The 16,990-nt window shown below is 72.4% G+C and carries 17 protein-coding genes and 2 pseudogenes; 8 read left to right on the top strand and 11 right to left on the bottom strand.

Annotated features, from left to right (window positions below):
• Window positions 1-222: pseudogene (locus tag EAO76_RS44380) on the top strand (alpha/beta hydrolase); the annotation flags it as partial.
• Between the two features lie 132 nt (window positions 223-354).
• Here EAO76_RS44380 and EAO76_RS07675 read toward each other — a convergent pair.
• A complete protein-coding gene (locus tag EAO76_RS07675) occupies window positions 355-714 on the bottom strand; it encodes an arsenate reductase family protein (protein WP_148834618.1) in 360 nt (119 codons plus the stop codon).
• A 189-nt stretch (window positions 715-903) separates the two neighbouring features.
• Between EAO76_RS07675 and EAO76_RS07670 the strand changes: the two genes are divergently transcribed.
• Window positions 904-1,173: a hypothetical protein gene (locus EAO76_RS07670; RefSeq protein ID WP_148834616.1), complete on the top strand. Its 270-nt coding sequence runs from the start codon at window positions 904-906 to the stop codon at window positions 1,171-1,173.
• Window positions 1,174-1,276: 103 nt separating this feature from the next.
• Here the strand turns inward: EAO76_RS07670 and EAO76_RS07665 are convergent, their stop codons facing one another.
• Window positions 1,277-1,765, bottom strand: a complete 489-nt coding sequence (locus EAO76_RS07665; protein WP_262375300.1) for a hypothetical protein — start codon at window positions 1,763-1,765, stop codon at window positions 1,277-1,279.
• Between the two features lie 164 nt (window positions 1,766-1,929).
• On the opposite strand from EAO76_RS07665, the gene EAO76_RS07660 reads away from it, so the two are divergent.
• Window positions 1,930-2,415: a hypothetical protein gene (locus tag EAO76_RS07660; protein WP_148834614.1), complete on the top strand. Its 486-nt coding sequence runs from the start codon at window positions 1,930-1,932 to the stop codon at window positions 2,413-2,415.
• 18 nt (window positions 2,416-2,433) lie between these two features.
• On the opposite strand, the gene EAO76_RS07655 is transcribed toward EAO76_RS07660, so the two are convergent.
• Entirely contained in the window at window positions 2,434-2,823 is a 390-nt protein-coding gene (locus EAO76_RS07655) for a hypothetical protein (RefSeq protein WP_148834611.1), read from the bottom strand.
• A gap of 393 nt (window positions 2,824-3,216) precedes the next feature.
• Here EAO76_RS07655 and EAO76_RS45955 point away from each other — a divergent pair, with 393 nt between their 5' ends.
• On the top strand, window positions 3,217-4,140 hold the full coding sequence (locus tag EAO76_RS45955) for a hypothetical protein (RefSeq protein ID WP_262375299.1): 924 nt from the start codon (window positions 3,217-3,219) through the stop codon (window positions 4,138-4,140).
• A 229-nt stretch (window positions 4,141-4,369) separates the two neighbouring features.
• Here the strand turns inward: EAO76_RS45955 and glnA are convergent, their stop codons facing one another.
• The gene (glnA, locus tag EAO76_RS07640; protein ID WP_148834605.1) at window positions 4,370-5,779 is read right to left on the bottom strand and encodes a type I glutamate--ammonia ligase; all 1,410 of its coding nucleotides are present in this window, start codon (window positions 5,777-5,779) and stop codon (window positions 4,370-4,372) included.
• A 288-nt stretch (window positions 5,780-6,067) separates the two neighbouring features.
• Here glnA and EAO76_RS07635 point away from each other — a divergent pair, with 288 nt between their 5' ends.
• Complete coding sequence (locus EAO76_RS07635) at window positions 6,068-6,535, top strand: RDD family protein (RefSeq protein ID WP_148834603.1); 468 nt, start codon at window positions 6,068-6,070, stop codon at window positions 6,533-6,535.
• Between the two features lie 236 nt (window positions 6,536-6,771).
• On the opposite strand, the gene EAO76_RS07630 is transcribed toward EAO76_RS07635, so the two are convergent.
• The 4 genes from EAO76_RS07630 to lipB all read right to left on the bottom strand — a co-directional run bounded on the left by EAO76_RS07630 (window position 6,772) and on the right by lipB (window position 9,949).
• Complete coding sequence (locus EAO76_RS07630) at window positions 6,772-7,476, bottom strand: DUF4191 domain-containing protein (protein WP_148834601.1); 705 nt, start codon at window positions 7,474-7,476, stop codon at window positions 6,772-6,774.
• A gap of 19 nt (window positions 7,477-7,495) precedes the next feature.
• Window positions 7,496-7,696 carry a hypothetical protein gene (locus tag EAO76_RS07625; RefSeq protein WP_148834600.1) on the bottom strand — a complete coding sequence of 67 codons (201 nt, stop codon included), beginning with the start codon at window positions 7,694-7,696 and terminating at the stop codon, window positions 7,496-7,498.
• A 342-nt stretch (window positions 7,697-8,038) separates the two neighbouring features.
• Complete coding sequence (gene lipA, locus EAO76_RS07620) at window positions 8,039-9,004, bottom strand: lipoyl synthase (protein ID WP_148834597.1); 966 nt, start codon at window positions 9,002-9,004, stop codon at window positions 8,039-8,041.
• Window positions 9,005-9,136: 132 nt separating this feature from the next.
• Window positions 9,137-9,949, bottom strand: coding sequence for a lipoyl(octanoyl) transferase LipB (gene lipB / locus EAO76_RS07615; RefSeq protein WP_148834595.1), 813 nt, complete (start codon window positions 9,947-9,949; stop codon window positions 9,137-9,139).
• 265 nt (window positions 9,950-10,214) lie between these two features.
• On the opposite strand from lipB, the pseudogene EAO76_RS47505 reads away from it, so the two are divergent.
• Window positions 10,215-11,929, top strand: a pseudogene (locus tag EAO76_RS47505) (regulator).
• Window positions 11,930-12,025: 96 nt separating this feature from the next.
• Here EAO76_RS47505 and EAO76_RS07595 read toward each other — a convergent pair.
• Together EAO76_RS07595 and EAO76_RS07590 are read right to left on the bottom strand one after the other, a co-directional pair.
• The gene (locus EAO76_RS07595; protein WP_148834591.1) at window positions 12,026-13,333 is read right to left on the bottom strand and encodes an NAD(P)/FAD-dependent oxidoreductase; all 1,308 of its coding nucleotides are present in this window, start codon (window positions 13,331-13,333) and stop codon (window positions 12,026-12,028) included.
• Window positions 13,334-13,619: 286 nt separating this feature from the next.
• Window positions 13,620-14,519 carry a TIGR01777 family oxidoreductase gene (locus EAO76_RS07590; RefSeq protein WP_148834589.1) on the bottom strand — a complete coding sequence of 300 codons (900 nt, stop codon included), beginning with the start codon at window positions 14,517-14,519 and terminating at the stop codon, window positions 13,620-13,622.
• Window positions 14,520-14,691: 172 nt separating this feature from the next.
• Here EAO76_RS07590 and EAO76_RS07585 point away from each other — a divergent pair, with 172 nt between their 5' ends.
• Window positions 14,692-15,222 (top strand): GNAT family N-acetyltransferase, encoded by a 531-nt coding sequence (locus EAO76_RS07585; protein WP_148834588.1) that lies wholly within the window; start codon window positions 14,692-14,694, stop codon window positions 15,220-15,222.
• A gap of 69 nt (window positions 15,223-15,291) precedes the next feature.
• Here EAO76_RS07585 and EAO76_RS07580 read toward each other — a convergent pair whose 3' ends face one another.
• On the bottom strand, window positions 15,292-15,960 hold the full coding sequence (locus EAO76_RS07580; RefSeq protein ID WP_262375298.1) for a TetR/AcrR family transcriptional regulator: 669 nt from the start codon (window positions 15,958-15,960) through the stop codon (window positions 15,292-15,294).
• Window positions 15,961-16,114: 154 nt separating this feature from the next.
• Here EAO76_RS07580 and EAO76_RS07575 point away from each other — a divergent pair, with 154 nt between their 5' ends.
• Window positions 16,115-16,885: an SDR family NAD(P)-dependent oxidoreductase gene (locus EAO76_RS07575; protein WP_148834583.1), complete on the top strand. Its 771-nt coding sequence runs from the start codon at window positions 16,115-16,117 to the stop codon at window positions 16,883-16,885.
• Window positions 16,886-16,990 lie beyond the last annotated feature (105 nt).

The following is a 16,990-nucleotide window of genomic DNA, read 5'->3' as shown; positions in this document are numbered from 1 at the left end:
GCCCCCGACGCCCTGCGCGGCCTGGACGTACCGACCCTGGTCCTGCTGGCCGGGAGCGGCAGGGCCCACGACCCGGCCCGCGTCGCCGCCGCGGCGGCCCGGCTGCTGCCGCGCGCGCGGACGGTGACGATCCCCGGCGCGACCCACCACACCCTGCCGCTGCACGAACCGGCGGCCGCCGAACTGAACCGCACGGCGGCCGACTTCCTGACGGCCCGGTGACGCGGGGTCCGGCACGGACGGGCATGGTGCGGGCGAGCACGGCCCCGATGCGCCCGTACGGCACGCCGGGCGGGCCGACGTACCGTACGGGGGTGCTTCCGGGCCGGCGCACCCGCTCGGCGCACCGGTTCCTCAGCGGCCCATGGCGTCCCGTACCGCCTCGTCCGTGCGCGCCACGACGGCGGTCCCGTCGTCCGCGGTGATGATCGGCCGCTGGATCAGCTTCGGGTGCTCGGCGAGGGCCGAGATCCACCGTTCGCGGGAGCCGGCCTCGCGCGGCCACTCCTTGATGCCCAGCTCCTTCGCGTCCGCCTCCTGGGTCCGTGCGATGTCCCACGGCTCCAGCCCCAGCCGGTCGAGCACGGCCCGGATCTCGTCCGGTGACGGCACGTCCTCCAGATAGCGGCGGACGGTGTACTCGGCACCCTCCGCGTCGAGCAGCTGCACCGCGCTGCGGCACTTCGAACAGGCGGGATTGATCCAGATCTCCATGGGGCCAAAGGTACGGGAGCGAGCCCGCTCCCCAGGACGGCGGAGGCTCGGAAGAACCCCGCTCCCGGTGGGGCCGAAGATGCCGGAGGAAATCCACGAAAGCCCTGCTGGCCAGCGCCGATTGTCAGTGGTGGGCCGTAAAATGGAGGTAGTTCGTGAGGGTTCCACGACCGTGCCAGGAGGTTGTTCATGGCCGTTGCCGCAGTCACGACCAAGCCGTTCCACAAGCCCCTGCAGAAGAAGCCGCTCCCCGCGGGCCGGCCCCGCGAGTGGTACATCACCCACAACCGTCGCCTGAAGGCCATGCGCCTGGCGATAGCCCTGCTCGACACGGGTGTCTACTACCCGTCGACGGCGACCAACGCCAAGATACGCGCGACCGCCGAGCGCATCGGCATCCACCCGCCGTCCGACACGACCTGCCGCATGGTCCGCGCCCTGATCCGTTACGGGCGCTGACCCCGACGCATCCCGTGCGGCCGGGTTCCCGGGCCCCTCACCGGGCCCGGGAACCCGGCCGCGCACGCACGCACCAGAGTCTCCGCGTCCCCCCGCACCGGGTTCAGAAGCCGTCGCAGGTGGCGGTGGCGAAGGCTCCGGAGGCCGAGGCCGTCCGGACGGTCCCGTCGTCCGCCGTCACGGCGCAGGAGACCTCGCCGCCCGACCTCCCGAGGGTGGCGGTGAGGGAGCCGCCCCGCATGAAACCCCTGGTCCGCACCTCCCCGGACCACGGCAGGGAGCGCAGGGTCAGCCGCGCCGCGGACAGGCCGCCGTCCTGCCAGGTGGGGTAGGTGACGGTGACGTCCCGGGCGGTCCCGGTGACCTCGTAGGTGACGCGGAGAGGTCTCGTCCCCTCCCGCGCCAGCACCCCGGCGGCCCATTCCACGGCCACGGCACCGCCGACGGCCGGTACGAGCACGGCGAGCAGCAGCACCCCGGGCCACCACCGCCGGGGCCGCGCCGTCCCGGGTGCGGTGGCCCGTTCCCGGTCGCTCACGACCCCGGGTCCGTCCGTGTCGCTCACGGTCCCGGGCCGGTCCGTGTCGTTCATGCCCCCAGGCTGGTCCGTCCCGCGGCGCCCCGCGACCCGGCACCGGTCCGCTTCGGCCGCCCGGACCACCACCCGTCCGGGGCCCACGGGCATGCGGCATCGCCCGCCGCCCCTTTGACTGGGCCGGGGAGAAGAGGGCCGGGGGACGAGCGCCGGGAGGCACGATGACGAGGAACGCCGTACGGGGACCGGCGGCCGTACTGCTGACGGCGGTCGTGATGTCGACGGCCGCGGCCTGCTCCGGCGACGGCGGGAGCGCCTCGGACACGGCCTCCAGGGCCGCGTCCGCCGCGGCGTCGGCGGCGTCCAGGGGCGCCGACGTGGTGGCCTCGGCGACAGCGGCGGCGGGCGAGAAGCTGAAGGGCTTCAAGAACGGCGTGAACGCCAAGGGTGATGTGAAGGTCGGCTCCCCGGTCACCGACGGCGACGGCCGGGCCACCGCGAAGGTCACCGTGACGAACGGCACCGACTCGGCGAAGTCCTACGCGGTGCAGATCAATTTCCGCGACGGCAAGGGCAACCTGGTCGACACGGTGGTGGTGACGGTCTCCGGCGTCGCCCCCAGGACGGCCAAGGACGCCACGGCCCGCAGCAACCGCAAGCTGTCGGGCGACATCGAGGCCGAGGTGGGAACGGCCCTGCGGCACTGATCCCGTCGGCGGCCGGAGCTACTCGGCCACGCCGTTGAGGGAAACCCCCAGGGGCAGATCCGGAGACAGGACCGGGGACAGATCCGGAGACAGAATCGACGGCAGATCCGGCGGCAGGACATTCACGATGACCGGAGCCGGGGGATTCGCCGGCGTGGGCACCTGGATGAGGAAGGGCCAGAACACGATCTGACCCCCCGTATTCGTAGCCCGCTGCGAAATCTGGTAGCAGACGATTTCGTTCGGGTCGTCAACGACTGTGTAGCACTTGAGCGCCGAAGGCGCGGACCGGGAATTCTGCGGCAGGGCGACGGAACTGCTCGCCGAAGTGCCCACGATTCCGGCGGCCAAGAAGGACGCCGCCGCTGCGACACCGATTTTTCGCAGAGTTTTCTTCTTCATGTTCATCAGCTCGGGAGCTCGATGCGAACCGGAGCGCCCCGTCAGGTTTCCGGGGCCTCGGTGGTACCGGCGCCAAGGTCCGACGGGGTGATTCCCGCAGAACCGGTACTGGGCGTCGACCACCATCGTATCGTCCCGCCCGGGACGCGTCTCGTGCGGAACCTTCCTCAACTGCCCAGTCATTACTGGTTGAATCCGGGAAATCTTTCGGTGCGACATCCTCGGGGAGAGCGCGCAAGCTATAAGAGGCGGGATTCCGGAATCCCGCCCGGAATTGCTGCTTTCAGTCCCGCCGTCACATCGGTGTCACGCCGGAGTCACGCCGTGAATCCGACCCGCTGCTCGCGACGGCACGCGACCGGAACAGCAAGAAAGCGCAGTGTCGGAAAGGGGAAAACCGTGAAGGGAAAAGTCGTCCTGAGTTCCGCCGCAGCAGTGGCGCTCGTCGGAGGGCTGGCAGTGACCACTGCCGCACCTGCTTCTGCCGCACCGACCCAGACGTGCCGGGTGGCGGCAAACACCTTGACCGGGGAGAACTTCGATCCCAACGCGCTGCTCGTCGTTTCTCCCGGGGGGATGGTGCTGCGCCCCGCTGCCGACGGTCGCATCGGACCGACCGCCGTGACGGGCACGGGCAGCTTCTCCGTGGGCCCCGTGGCCTGCACCGGGGGTGAATCGGCCGGAGGCGCGACAGCTGCCGCGGCCGCCGGAGTGAACGCGGCACAGGCGGCGATCAGCAAGGGCGCCTCCCCGCAACAGGCGGCGGCGCAGGGCGTGGCTGCGGCCCAGGCCACGGGCAGAAGCCTCGGCCTGTCGCAGACCGTGATCAACCAGATCAGCAATCAGACGATCAACAATCTGAACCAGATCATCGGCTCCACCATCGGTGGCTCCGTCATCGCGGGCAGCGGCAACACGGTCGGCGGCGGCAACACGGTCGGTGGCGGCACGAACACACCGGGGACCGGCACCGAGACCGGCACAGGCACAGGCACCGAGACCGGCACAGGCACAGGCACCGAGACCGGCACAGGCACAGGCACCGAGACCGGCACAGGCACAGGCACCGAGACCGGCACAGGCACCGAGACCGGCACCGGCACAGGCACCGAGACCGGCACCGGCACTGGCACCGGCACAGGTACCGGGACCGGGACCGGCACTGGCACCGGGACTGGCACTGGGACTGGCACCGGCACCGGGACCGGCACTGAGACCGGCACCGGCACCGGCACTGGTACCGGGACTGGCACAGGAACCGGGACTGAGACCGGCACCGGAACCAGCACCGGCGAGCAACCGGTGATGATGCCGGCTCAGTGATTCCCTGCTTCCAGCAGGCGACGTGTCCGGCCGGCGCAGCCCCGCTGCGCCCCGTGCCCGACACCTGATCGGCAGCTTTGAACGACCATGAGCCCCCATCGGTTTCCCGATGGGGGCTCATGGATCAGTTGAAGCCGTGCGGTGCGTCCGATCCGGAGCGGGCCGGGCCGGAGCCGGGCCGTCGTACCCGGTTCCGCTCCTCCGGTGCCGGAGCGGCCGACCCCGCGGCCTAGAGGTCGAAGTAGAGCTCGAACTCGTGCGGGTGCGGGCGCAGCTGGATCGGGGCGATCTCGTTGGTGCGCTTGTAGTCGATCCACGTCTCGATCAGGTCGGACGTGAAGACACCACCGGCCTGGAGGTACTCGTTGTCCGCCTCCAGCGCGTCCAGGACGGCCGGGAGGGAGGTCGGGACCTGCTGGACGTTCGCGTGCTCCTCGGGAGCCAGCTCGTAGAGGTCCTTGTCGATCGGCTCCGCGGGCTCGATCTTGTTCTTGATGCCGTCCAGGCCCGCCATCAGCAGCGCGGAGAAGGCGAGGTACGGGTTGGACGACGGGTCCGGGGCGCGGAACTCGACGCGCTTGGCCTTCGGGTTGGAGCCCGTGATCGGGATGCGCATCGCGGCGGAGCGGTTGCGCTGCGAGTACACCATGTTGACCGGGGCCTCGAAGCCCGGGACCAGGCGGTGGTAGGAGTTCACCGTCGGGTTGGTGAACGCCAGCAGCGACGGGGCGTGCTTGAGGATGCCGCCGATGTAGTAGCGGGCGGTGTCCGAGAGGCCCGCGTAGCCCTGCTCGTCGTAGAACAGCGGGGTGCCGCCGGACCACAGGGACTGGTGGACGTGCATGCCCGAGCCGTTGTCGCCGAAGATCGGCTTCGGCATGAAGGTCGCGGTCTTGCCGTTGCGCCAGGCGACGTTCTTCACGATGTACTTGAAGAGCATCAGGTCGTCGGCGGCGGCGAGCAGCGTGTTGAACTTGTAGTTGATCTCGGCCTGGCCGGCGGTGCCGACCTCGTGGTGCTGGCGCTCGATCTGGAGGCCGCTCTTCTCCAGCTCCAGGGACATCTCGGCGCGCAGGTCGGCGAAGTGGTCGACCGGCGGGACCGGGAAGTAGCCGCCCTTGTAGCGGACCTTGTAACCGCGGTTGTCCTCGAGCGCACCGGTGTTCCAGGCGCCGGCCTCGGAGTCGATGTGGTAGAAGCTCTCGTTCGCCGACGTCTGGAAGCGGACGCTGTCGAAGACGTAGAACTCGGCCTCGGGGCCGAAGTACGCGGTGTCGGCGATGCCGGTGGAGGCGAGGTACGCCTCGGCCTTCTTGGCCACGTTCCGCGGGTCGCGGCTGTACTGCTCGCCGGTGATCGGGTCGTGGATGAAGAAGTTGATGTTGAGGGTCTTGTCGCGGCGGAAGGGGTCGACACGGGCGGTCGACAGGTCCGCGCGCAGCGACATGTCGGACTCGTGGATGGCCTGGAAACCGCGGATCGACGAGCCGTCGAAGGCAAGCTCTTCGGTCGGTTCGAAGGTCGCCGCCGGGACGGTGACGTGCTGCATCACACCGGGCAGGTCACAGAACCGGACGTCGACGAACTTGACGTCATTTTCGGCGATGTACTTCTTCGCGTCGTCGGCGTTCTGGAACATCCAACTCCTCCTACTCCCGGCCCGGGAGGGACGGGGTTGCAGCTCGTGGTGAGGCCAGTGCGGTGGCACACGCTGGACCTGACCATAGGCAGACCGGATTTCTCAAGCATGACCCATTTGTTTCGCAGAAGTTAACCGGGCCGGGTGTGACCGGCGCCTCATGGCCGGTAATGGAGGCGTCGCCCCGGCCGTTCCTCCCCCTGCTTCCCCGGCCCTTCCCCGGCTGTTCCGGGCCCTGCGCGGTACCCGCCGGGCGGGGGGAGAAGACGGGCGCAGTACCGTGTTCGGGTGGACAACAGGCAAGCAATCGGATCGTGGCTCTCCGGGCCGCGCGCGGCCGCCGAGGAGATGGGGGCCGACTTCGGCCACCGGGGCAAACGGCTGGGCCTGCCCGAGCAGGGGCCGGGCTCCGTCGCACCGCTCGGCCGTCGCTTCGGCGCGATCTTCATCGACTGGGCCCTGTGCATGCTGATCGCATACGGGCTGTTCGCTCGCGGTGACCAGCAGACGGCCGGAAACTGGGCCCTGGGCATCTTCCTCGTGCTGAGCGTGCTCACCGTCGGGACCATCGGCTGCACCCCCGGCAAGCGCATCCTGGGCATCAGGGTCATCGCGGAGAACGGCGGCCGGCTGTCGTTCGGGTGGGCCGTCGTCCGCAGCGTGCTGCTGTGCCTGGTGATCCCGGCCCTGGTGTGGGACCGCGACGGCCGCGGGCTGCACGACCGGCTGGCCCGCGCCGTCCAGGTCCGTATCTGAGGCGTCAGGCGCGTCCGAGGCGGCAGAGACGCCAGGGACGTCCGAGGTGTCCGACGGCATCCGGGGCATCCCGTCCGAAGCGGTTCGGGACACCCGGGGCGATCCCGCGGGCGTCCGGCGCCGGGAGGACCCGGGACACGCGCCCGGGGCACCGGCACTGCCGAAAGCGTACGTACACGAAGGGCGGGGCGCGAACCGAACCGGTTCGCGCCCCGCCCTTCGACGTGTTCGAGGCGTCAGCGCATCTTGCCCCGCGGCATCCGCATGCCCTTGGGCATGGGGCCCTTCGGCAGGGGCATGTTGCTCATCAGGTCGCCCATCGCGCGCAGCCGGTCGTTGGCGGCCGTCACCTGCGGGCCGGTCAGGACGCGCGGCAGCTTCAGCATCTTGGTGCGCACCTTCTTCAGCGGCACCTGGCCCTCGTCGTTGCCGACGATGATGTCGTGCACCGGTACGTCGATCAGGATGCGCGCCATCTTCTTCTTCTCGGCCGCGAGCAGCGTCTTCAGCCGGTTCGGGTTGCCCTCGCCGACCAGCACGATGCCCGCCTTGCCGACGGCGCGGTGGATGACGTCCTGGTTGCGGTTCATCGCGACCGCGGGGGTCGTGGTCCAGCCGCGTCCCACCCGGTCCAGCACGGCCGCGGCGGCGCCCGGCTGCCCCTCCATCTGCCCGAAGGCGGCCCGCTCGGCACGCCGTCCGAAGACGATCGCCATCGCGAGGAGGGCCAGCACGAAGCCCAGGATGCCCAGGTAGACCGGGTGGTCGATCAGGAAGCCGACCCCGAGAAGGACACCGAAGGTGACGATTCCCACGCCCGCGACGACGAGACCGACCTTGGGATCGGTCCTTTTGGTCATCTTGTAGGTCAGGGCGATCTGCTTGAGCCGCCCCGCGTTCTCGGCGCTGTCCGCGCCTTCAGTGTTTGCCTTCCTCGCCATGCACAGAAGTTTACGTGGCCTAGGAACGGTGGTCGGCCGCGGCCTCCAGTACGTACTCGGTCTCGACCCTGTCCTTGGCCCGGCGCCGGTCCTCCACGACCGCGTTCCAGGCGTTGCGGCGGGCGGTGCGCTGGCCGCCGCCCAGGAGCAGCGACTCGACGGCACGGAGGGCATCGGTGACGGAAGGGATGGCTGTGGCGCGTACCGGCACGGCCTGCATCGTGGAAATCTCCTCGGAGCGGATGTGCGGACTGAGTGGCGTGGACTCAGCTGCCCGGGGCGAACGTGCCCGGGACTGCGTTGCGCGGAACGGGTGGCGGGCGCGGGGCACGGGGGGACAGGGCCGGTGGCGGCCGGACGGCCACCGCGAGCCACTGCGCCCGTGTGCACCCAGCGTCATTGCTCGGTGTTACCAGCGCATGACCGGTCGGTCAAACACCAATGAAACCTCGATCCGGGCGCCGCGCACGTCGGCGCGGCCCATACGCGCCTCCGACCTGCGGAGAGCGTACGGGCCGCGCCGGACCGTCTATTACTGCTCGGTAGCTTCTTGTGCTCGGATTCACACGGCGGGCGCCGCGGCGGCGGCGTCCCGGCGCTCGATCGCCTGCTGGAAGAGGCGCCCGGCGCGGTACGAGGAACGGACCAGCGGCCCGGACATCACGCCGGAGTAGCCGATCTCGTCGGCCTCGTCCTTCAGCTCCACGAACTCCTGCGGCTTCACCCAGCGCTCGACCGGGTGGTGCCGCACGGAGGGGCGCAGGTACTGCGTGATCGTGATCAGCTCGCACCCCGCGTCGTACAGGTCCCGGAGCGCCTCGCTGACCTCCTCGCGGGTCTCGCCCATGCCGAGGATCAGGTTCGACTTGGTCACCAGACCGGCCTCGCGGGCCCGTGTGATGACCTCCAGGGAGCGCTCGTAACGGAAGCCGGGGCGGATCCGCTTGAAGATCCGCGGCACCGTCTCCACGTTGTGCGCGAGCACCTCGGGGCGCGCGGAGAAGACCTCGGCGAGCTGCTCGGGGACCGCGTTGAAGTCGGGGATCAGCAGCTCGACCTTGGTGCGGCCGGCCTCCCGCCCGGCGGTCAGCGCGTGGATCTGGCGCACGGTCTCCGCGTACAGCCAGGCGCCGCCGTCCTCCAGGTCGTCGCGCGCGACGCCGGTGATGGTGGCGTAGTTCAGGTCCATCGTGACGACGGACTCACCGACCCTGCGGGGCTCGTCCCGGTCCAGCGCCTGCGGCTTGCCCGTGTCGATCTGGCAGAAGTCGCAGCGCCGGGTGCACTGGTCGCCGCCGATGAGGAAGGTGGCCTCGCGGTCCTCCCAGCATTCGAAGATGTTGGGGCAGCCGGCCTCCTGGCACACCGTGTGCAGACCCTCGCTCTTCACGAGCTTCTGCAGCTGGTTGTACTCGGGGCCCATCTTCGCCCGGGTCTTGATCCACTCGGGCTTGCGCTCGATGGGGGTCTGGCTGTTCCGGACCTCCAGGCGAAGCATCTTGCGTCCGTCGGGTGCGACAGCGGACACTCCGGCACTCCCCTTTGCTTTCACTGCATTGGATTCTTCGGCGAACACCAGGGTACGCCCGTGGTTCAGACGGCTTTACGTCTGGCCAACCTGTGGCCGACAGGTCCTATTCCCCGTCGGCCCTCCAGAGTGTCATGCCGTGGCCACTGCGTCCGCCGGTCGTTCGACGACGCGCGGCGCCGGGTGCGCGTTCTCCAGGATGTCCCTGAGGTGCTTCTCGACGACCGGGAGCACCTCCGCGATGGTGATGTCGCGGCCCAGCTCGTACGCGAGCGAGGTGACGCCCGCGTCCCGGATGCCGCACGGCACGATCCGGTCGAACCAGGTGTTGTCCGGGTTCACGTTGAACGAGAAGCCGTGCATGGTCACGCCCTTGGCCACCCGGATGCCGATCGCGGCCAGCTTGCGGTCCTCGCGGCGCTGGCCGGCGTTGGACGGGGCGTACTCGGGGCCGTTCAGCCGCGCGTCGAACTCCTCGTCCTGGAGCCGGGGGTCGAAGTCGAGCGAGAGGCCGCCGAGCGACGGACGGTCCTCGACCGGGTCGCCGAGCACCCAGACGCCGCTGCGGCCCTCGACCCGGGTGGTCTCCACGCCGAACTCGGCCGCGGTGCGGATCAGCGCGTCCTCCAGCCGGCGCACGTGCGCGACCACGTCCACCGGGCGGGGCAGCTTCTGGATCGGGTAGCCGACCAGCTGCCCGGGGCCGTGCCAGGTGATCTTGCCGCCGCGGTCCACGTCGATGACCGGGGTGCCGTCCAGCGGCCGCTCGCTGTCGGTCGTGCGCCGTCCGGCCGTGTACACGGGCGGGTGTTCCAGCAGCAGACAGGTGTCCGGGACGGCGTCCTCGAACCTGGCCGCGTGCACCTCGCGCTGCTTCTGCCATGCCTCCTGGTAGTCGACGGCTTCCTCGCCGAATCCCAGCCGGACGAACCGAAGCTCAGCCACGACAGATGCCTCCCTACTAGCGGTGCCGGGAGCCGGGAGGTGCCCGGAACCGCGCCACCATGCACTGGATCACGCCCCCGGCCACTGTACGACCGGACCCGGGGCGGCGGCCCGGCAGGTCTTACCCGTCAGCGCCGTCCTCAATCCTCACACGATCGGATGAAAGTGAAGCGAAGGTAGCTGTGACGGGCACGGAGGCCGCTAAATTCGCGCCGTTCCATAAGGGCTGGCCGACCGGCCCCGAAGGCAGGAGACCGTACAGCTGATGTCGGAACGACCTCCGCAGCGCACCCCCAACCGCCGACTCGCCTCGCTCATCACCGAGGCCGGCTTCTCCAACGCCGGCCTCGCCCGCAGGGTGGACCAACTCGGCCTCGAACACGGCCTCGACCTGCGGTACGACAAGACCTCCGTGACCCGCTGGCTGCGCGGCCAGCAGCCCCGCGGCACCACCCCCGCGCTGATCGCCGAGGTCTTCACCCGGCGGCTCGGCCGCCGCCTCTCCGCGCAGGACCTGGGCCTCGACGCGTGCGCCCCGGTCTACGCCGGCCTGGAGTTCGCGGCCACGCCCGCGGAGGCGGTCGACATCGTCAGCGGGCTGTGGCGCAAGGACTCGGGCAGCAACGCGGAACTGCGCAAGATCGCCTTCACCCCCGCCGGACTCGTCGTGCCCAGCAGGGACTGGCTGATCGGACGGGCCGACGAGTGGGTGGGACGGGGCGGCGAACCCGCGCCCCCGGCGCACGACGGGGCCGGTGGCGCCCACGGGYCSGCCGGGGCGGTGGGAACCGCCGAACCGGGTGCCTTCGTACGCCCCGGCGGCCCCGTGGGCGCACGCGGGGTGCCAGGGTCGCGCGGGACGTACGGGATGCCCGGTCCCGGCGGGGCCGCGGCGCCCGGCCCCGGCCGGGGCGGACTCCGCGGACCCGTGCCCTCCAGGCCCTCCGGCCCGTCCGCACCTCCCGGGGCGCACGCGTCGAGGCACCGGGTCAGGTCGGCGGCGGCGGAGAAGAGCCGGCGCCCGGTGGCCTCCCCGTACGTGCCGCGGAGCATCGGCTCCGCCTCGTGCTCCAGGTAGCGGACGAGGGCCTGCCGGGCGTGGCCGCCCTGCGCTCGGTCGGCGAACTCTTCCGCGCCCTCGACAACACCTACGGCGGCGGCCACGCCCGGCAGGCCCTCGTCCGCTACCTGGAGCACGAGGCGGAGCCGATGCTCCGCGGCACGTACGGGGAGGCCACCGGGCGCCGGCTCTTCTCCGCCGCCGCCGACCTGACCCGGTTGGCCGGCTGGACCTCCTACGACATCGCGGCCCACGGCCTGGCCCAGCGGTACTTCGTCCAGGCCCTGCGGCTCGCCCAGGCCGCGGGCGACCGCGCGTACGGCAGCTACGTCCTGATGACCATGAGCCGGCAGGCGGTCTACCTCGGACACGGCAGGGAGGCCGTGCAGCTGGCCCGGGTGGCCCAGCAGGGCATCGGCTCCTCGGCGCCGCCCGTCGTCCAGGCCCTGCTGCACGCCGTCGAGGCGCGCGCCCACGGCGTGCTCGGCGAGGCCAGACCCTGCACCACCTCGCTGGCGCGGGCGGAACACGCGCTGGAGACCGCCCGGCCCGGGGACGAGGTGCCGCACTGGGCGCGGTACTTCGACGAGGCCCAGCTCGCCGACGAGTTCGGCCACTGCCACCGCGACCTGCAGCAGCACCGGGCCGCGGCCCAGCACGCGGAGCGCTCGCTCCAGCTGCGCTCCCCGGCGTACGCCCGCAGCCGGCTGTTCTGCCGGGTGGTGCTGGCCTCCGCGCGGCTCGGGCTCGGCGAACTGGACCAGGCGTGCGCGCTCGGCGCGGAGGCCGCCCAGCAGGCCGCGGAGATGCGCTCGGTGCGGGCGACGGAGTACGTACGGGACTTCGAGCGCCGCCTGGAGCCGTACCGGGACGCGGCCGCCGTACGGAACTACCGCGAACGGGTCGCCGCGCTGGGGTGAGACCCGGCACCGCCGGGCCCGGCGCCCCGCCCCGCGGTCGGGCGACGGCCCCGCCGCACGCGCCCCGCACGGCCCCGGGTCGTGCGGCGGCCCCGGCTACGCGGCCTCGGGCAGTCCCGCCCCGCTGCCGCGCCCCGGCCGTACGCCCAGGTCGGTGAGGATCGAGTCGGCCGCGCGGCGGCCCGAGAGCAGCGCGCCCTGGACCGAGCTGGTGTCGCGGTGGTCGCCGCACACGTACAGGCCGGAGAGCAGCCGGACCGGGCGGCGCGGGTCGTGCGGGGCCGGCATCGCGGGTATCGCCTCGGGGTCGTGGTGGGAGGCCAGCAGCTCCCAGTCGTCGGTGGGAGTGCCGTACAGCGCGGCGAGATGGGCGCGGACCGTGCGGTCCAGGTCGGCCGGCGGGGTGCCGAGCACCGTCGAACTGATCAGCGTCCGGCCGCGCGGCGCGCGCGAGGGGTCGACCGCGCTCATCACCGCGGTGTGCGCGACCGGCCCCGAGCGGTCGGCGTCCAGCAGCAGCGAGGCGCCGGTCGGCGGGGCGACGGGGGCGGTGTGGTGAAGGACCGTCACCGGGTGGAAGGACGGCATCCGCAGCCCCGGCAGCAGTTCGGCGGCGGCCCCGGCACCGGTCGCCAGCAGCAGGGAACGGCAGCCCAGTTCGCCGTGCTCCTTGGTGCGGACCGAGGTGATGTCGGCGGCCGTGACGTGCACGCCGGTACGCACCGTGCCGGGCGGCAGCGAGGCCGCGAGCAGGTCGGGCAGGGTGCCCGAGCCGCCCTCGGGCACGCACAGCCGGCCGCGCGCGTAGCCGCGCAGGGCGAGATCGGCGCACCGGCTGGACGTGCTGAGACCGGGGTCGCCGAGCAGCGCGGAGAGCAGCGGGCGGAGGAAGCCGTTGACCGTGCGGGAGGGCAGGCCGCGGTGGGACAGGGCGGCGAGCGCCGTCTGTTCGGGCCGGGCGAGGATGCGGGCGGTCGGCGTGGCGGCGAGCCGGGACAGCGCGGCGCCCAGCCGGGCCTGGTCGATCGGCCCGCCCATCGGCGGCCTGGGGGCGCTTGCGAGGGCGCGCGCTGCCTTGAATGCGCCCCGCGCGCCCCGTGCGTCGCCGGTCCGGTACTGGCGGCCCTCGCTGTGGACGAGGACCCCCGGGGCGAAGGTGCGCAGCGCCAGCCCCTCCAGGCCGGGCGTCGTGCGCAGCTCCGGGCAGGAGGTGCTGAGGAGCGGGCCGATGTGGTCGAGCCGGAAGCCGTCCAGCTCGGCCGTGGTCATCCGGCCGCCGACCCGGGGGCCGGCCTCCAGAACGCTGACACTCACCCCCGCGCCGGTCAGGCGGTGGGCTGCTGACAGGCCGGCGATCCCGGCCCCGATGATGACGACGTCCGCGCGATGTGCCGAGCTGAGCACGTGCCCCTCCCCGAGTCGGCGCAACTACTGGGAGGCTCTTGCCCCCGACAGGCCCCCGGAATGCCCGAGTTCGAAAGGAGGCTAGGAGGGCCGCCGACAGGGTCGCAGTCGCGCGCGCCAGGGGCACCGTTGCACGGGGTCGCATCCGCGTCCGATTCCGCGCGAGGTGTGCGGTCCGGGGACGCGCGGGGTGCGCGGTCCGGCGTGCGCCGGTGCGTTCCCGGCGCGCCGCCGGTGTGCCCGGTACGGCGCCGGTGTGTCCGGTACGGCGCCCGCACCGGCGCGTTCAGCGCAGTGCCGCGCGGATCGCCGCGTCGATGCCCGGGAAGGCGAACACGAAGCCCGAGTCCAACAGTCGTCCGGGCAGCACCCGCTGACTGCCCAGCACGTCCTCGGCGAAGTCGCCCAGGACGATCCGCAGGGCCGGGGCGGGCGCGGTGAGGAGCGTGGGGCGGTGCAGCACCCGCCCCATCGCGGCCGTCACCTCGCCGTTGGTGACCGGATCGGGTCCGGTCAGGTTCACCGGGCCCGACAGCGACTCGGTGTCCAGGATGTGGCGCAGGGCCGCGACCTCGTCGTGCAGCGAGATGAAGCTCCAGTACTGGCGGCCGTCGCCCAGCCGGCCGCCGAGCCCCGCGCGGAACAGCGGGAAGAGCCGGCCCCAGGCCCCGCCCTCGCGTCCGACGACCAGACCGGTGCGGGCGTGCACCGTCCGCACGCCCGCCTCCTGGGCGGCGGCCGTGGCCGCTTCCCACTCCACGCAGACGGAGGGCAGGAACCCCTCGCCGGCCGGGGCGCCCTCGTCGACGGCGCGGTCGCCGGTGTCGCCGTAGTAGCCGATGGCCGACCCGGACAGCAGCACCTTCGGGGGCGTGTCCAGCGAGGCGACCGCCTCGGCGATCGCCGTCGTCCCGAGCACCCGGCTGTCCCGGATCTCCCGCTTGTACGCGGCGGTCCAGCGCCGGTCGCCGACCCCGGCCCCGGCGAGGTGGACGACGGCGTCGCAGCCCACCAGGCCCGCCACGTCGACGTAACCGCGCCGGGGGTCCCATTCCACCTCGTCGCCGGTCCGCGCCGGGCGCCGCACGAGGCGTACCACCTCGTGCCCGTCGGTCCGCAGCGAGCGCACCAGCGCCGCTCCGATGAGTCCGGATGCTCCGGTGACAGCGATACGGGAGTGCAGCATGGGTCCATCCTGCCGCAGCGGCTCCGGCACGCGCCGCAGACCGGGCCAACACCCCCTGCACGGCCCACGCGCCGTCGCGCGTGCCGACGTGCCGGCACGGCCGCGCGCGGCCGTGCTCCGGGCGGAGAATTCGGGCTGACCGGGCGGGGCGCGGCGTGACACAGTGGCGCGCATGCCCGAGAGCCACACGTACACGCACGGGAACGAGCCGTTCCCGATCCGCACCGCGGTCTCCTCCGACGGGGACGCCCTCGCCGAACTCGACCGCGAGACCTGGTCGACGCTGCACGCCGTGACACCGGAGCCGCAACCGCCGTACAGCCCCTTCTTCGACGACCGCCACCGCCCCGAGGACTTCCTGGTGGCCGAGTCGGCGGACGGGCCGGGGCCCGTCGGCTACCTCCGGCTGGTTCCGCCGACCCCGCTGGCCTGCAACGCGCACGTCCGGCAGATACAGGGCCTGGCCGTGGCCGACCGGGCGCGCGGCAAGGGCATCGCCAGGGGGCTGCTGCGGGCCGCGTTCGCGGCGGCGCGCGCCGAGGGGGCGAACCGGATGACCCTGCGGGTGCTCGGCCACAACACGCCCGCGCGTGCCCTGTACGAGTCGGAGGGCTTCGTCGTCGAGGGCGTGCTGCCCGGCGAGTTCTTCCTGCACGGACGCTACGTCGACGACGTCATGATGGGGCGTTCGCTCGACCGGTGACGTTCCGCGGGCCGTCCGTTCCCGGCCGGTCGCCTCCCGACCGTTCCCCCCGCGGCCGGTGACGTCCTGTCAGCCGCTCGTTCCCGGCCGGTCCTCATCGGGCCGGCCCATGAACAGCCGCATGCCGCCCATGAGTTCGCGCAGGCAGCGCACCGCGAGCTCGGCGGGCGAGCCGGGGCCGCTCGTCGGCGCGTCCGTCCGCGCCCAGGTCTCCAGCGCCACCCGCACCGCGGCCGTGGCGGCGGCAGCGGCGAGCCGGACCTCCAGCGGGTCCGCCCCGCCGCCCAGCAGCCGGTCCAGCACCGGCAGCAGCCGCTCCTCCGAATCCTGATTGACCCGGTACCAGACGGCCCGCAGGGCCGGGTCCTCCTCCGCCGCCCGCAGCAGCCCGCGCGTCCAGCCGAGCTGCTCGGCGGCGTGCGCGTCCGGCGCCCGGAGCGCCTCGGCGACCGCCCGTTCCAGGGTCGCGGCCGGCGCGTCCCCCGGGGCGGCCGACTCCAGCAGTGCCCGCCAGCGCTCGGCGCCACCGGAGAGCAGCGGGCCCACCGCGTCCTGCTTGGAGCGGAAGTACCGGTAGAAGGTGCGCAGCGCCACGCCCGCCCGGCGGGCGATGTCCTCCGCGGTGGTGCCGTCGGGGCCGTGCTCGGCGAACAGCGCGGCGGCGGCCCGTGCGATCTCCAGCTGGGTCGCGGCCCTGCGGCGCTCGGTGAGGGAGGGGTGGCTCGGCTCGGTGTTCACCGACAGGAGATTACCCCCGTGGCCACCGTGCCGACCGAAGAACATGCATGAAATGTCATTGTGGCAAAACGTGCCATCCAGGCGTACGGTGGTGGTCGGCCGGACGACCACGGGGCCGTCCCGGACAGCACATACGGATCGGGAGAGATCAGAGATGAACCGCTACGAAGGCCGCCGCGTACTCGTCACCGGTGGCGGCTCCGGCATCGGACAGGCCACCGTCCACCGCGTACTCGCCGAGGGCGGCCGGGTCGTCGCCGCCGACGTCAACGAGGCCGGGCTGGCGGCGACGCACGCGACGGCGGTGGAGAACGGCACCGAGGGGCGCCTGACGACCCTGGTCCTCGACATCTCGGACGAGGCCGCGGTCCGGGCGGGCGTCGCCTCCGCCGTACAGACCCTCGGCGGGCTCGACGTCCTGGTCAACGCGGCCGGGATCCTGCGCTCCGAGCACACGCACAAGACGTCGCTGGAGTTCTTCAACAAGATCATCGCGGTCAACCTCACCGGTACGTTCCTGATGATCCGCGAGTCGATACCGGCCCTGCTGGCCGGTGACGCCCCGGTCGTCGTGAACTTCTCGTCGACCTCGGCGAGCTTCGCGCACCCCTACATGTCGGCGTACGCGGCGAGCAAGGGCGGCATCCAGTCCATGACGCACGCGCTGGCGAGCGAGTACAGCAAGCAGGGGTTGCGGGTGGTGGCCGTCGCCCCCGGCTCGATCTCCTCCGACATGACCAGCGGCACCGGACCGGGGCTGCCCGCCGACGCCGACATGTCGCTCTTCATGAAGCTGGCCCCGGCGCTCGGGGCGGGCTTCGCCAGCCCGGACACCGTCGCGGGCGTCGTCGCGATGCTCGGCTCCGAGGACGGCGCGTTCATCACCGGTACGGAGGTCCGGGTCGACGGCGGAACCCACTTCTGACGGAGCCATGGGCCCCGCCGTCCGCGACGCGGCGACGGGGCCACCGTCCGCGACGGGGCCCGGGGGCAGGGGTCCGCGACGGGGCCCCGTCGCGGACGGTGGCCC

The sequence above is a fragment of the Streptomyces sp. sk2.1 genome (assembly GCF_008120935.1).
Classification (GTDB): Bacteria; Actinomycetota; Actinomycetes; order Streptomycetales; family Streptomycetaceae; genus Streptomyces.
The sequence above is the reverse complement of the archived record's forward strand: the minus strand, read 5'-3'. Positions and strand labels throughout refer to the sequence as shown.

What these genes read in the sequence shown, in the direction of transcription:
- EAO76_RS07660 (WP_148834614.1), top strand. Translation starts at nt 1,930, where the DNA reads ATGACGAGGAACGCCGTACGGGGACCGGCGGCCGTACTGCTGACGGCG.
- EAO76_RS07575 (WP_148834583.1), top strand. Translation starts at nt 16,115, where the DNA reads ATGAACCGCTACGAAGGCCGCCGCGTACTCGTCACCGGTGGCGGCTCC.
- EAO76_RS07630 (WP_148834601.1), bottom strand. Translation starts at nt 7,476, where the DNA reads ATGGCGAGGAAGGCAAACACTGAAGGCGCGGACAGCGCCGAGAACGCG.
- EAO76_RS07625 (WP_148834600.1), bottom strand. Translation starts at nt 7,696, where the DNA reads ATGCAGGCCGTGCCGGTACGCGCCACAGCCATCCCTTCCGTCACCGAT.
- EAO76_RS07585 (WP_148834588.1), top strand. Translation starts at nt 14,692, where the DNA reads ATGCCCGAGAGCCACACGTACACGCACGGGAACGAGCCGTTCCCGATC.
- EAO76_RS07590 (WP_148834589.1), bottom strand. Translation starts at nt 14,519, where the DNA reads ATGCTGCACTCCCGTATCGCTGTCACCGGAGCATCCGGACTCATCGGA.
- EAO76_RS07675 (WP_148834618.1), bottom strand. Translation starts at nt 714, where the DNA reads ATGGAGATCTGGATCAATCCCGCCTGTTCGAAGTGCCGCAGCGCGGTG.
- EAO76_RS07655 (WP_148834611.1), bottom strand. Translation starts at nt 2,823, where the DNA reads ATGAACATGAAGAAGAAAACTCTGCGAAAAATCGGTGTCGCAGCGGCG.
- EAO76_RS07665 (WP_262375300.1), bottom strand. Translation starts at nt 1,765, where the DNA reads ATGAACGACACGGACCGGCCCGGGACCGTGAGCGACACGGACGGACCC.
- EAO76_RS07670 (WP_148834616.1), top strand. Translation starts at nt 904, where the DNA reads ATGGCCGTTGCCGCAGTCACGACCAAGCCGTTCCACAAGCCCCTGCAG.
- glnA (WP_148834605.1), bottom strand. Translation starts at nt 5,779, where the DNA reads ATGTTCCAGAACGCCGACGACGCGAAGAAGTACATCGCCGAAAATGAC.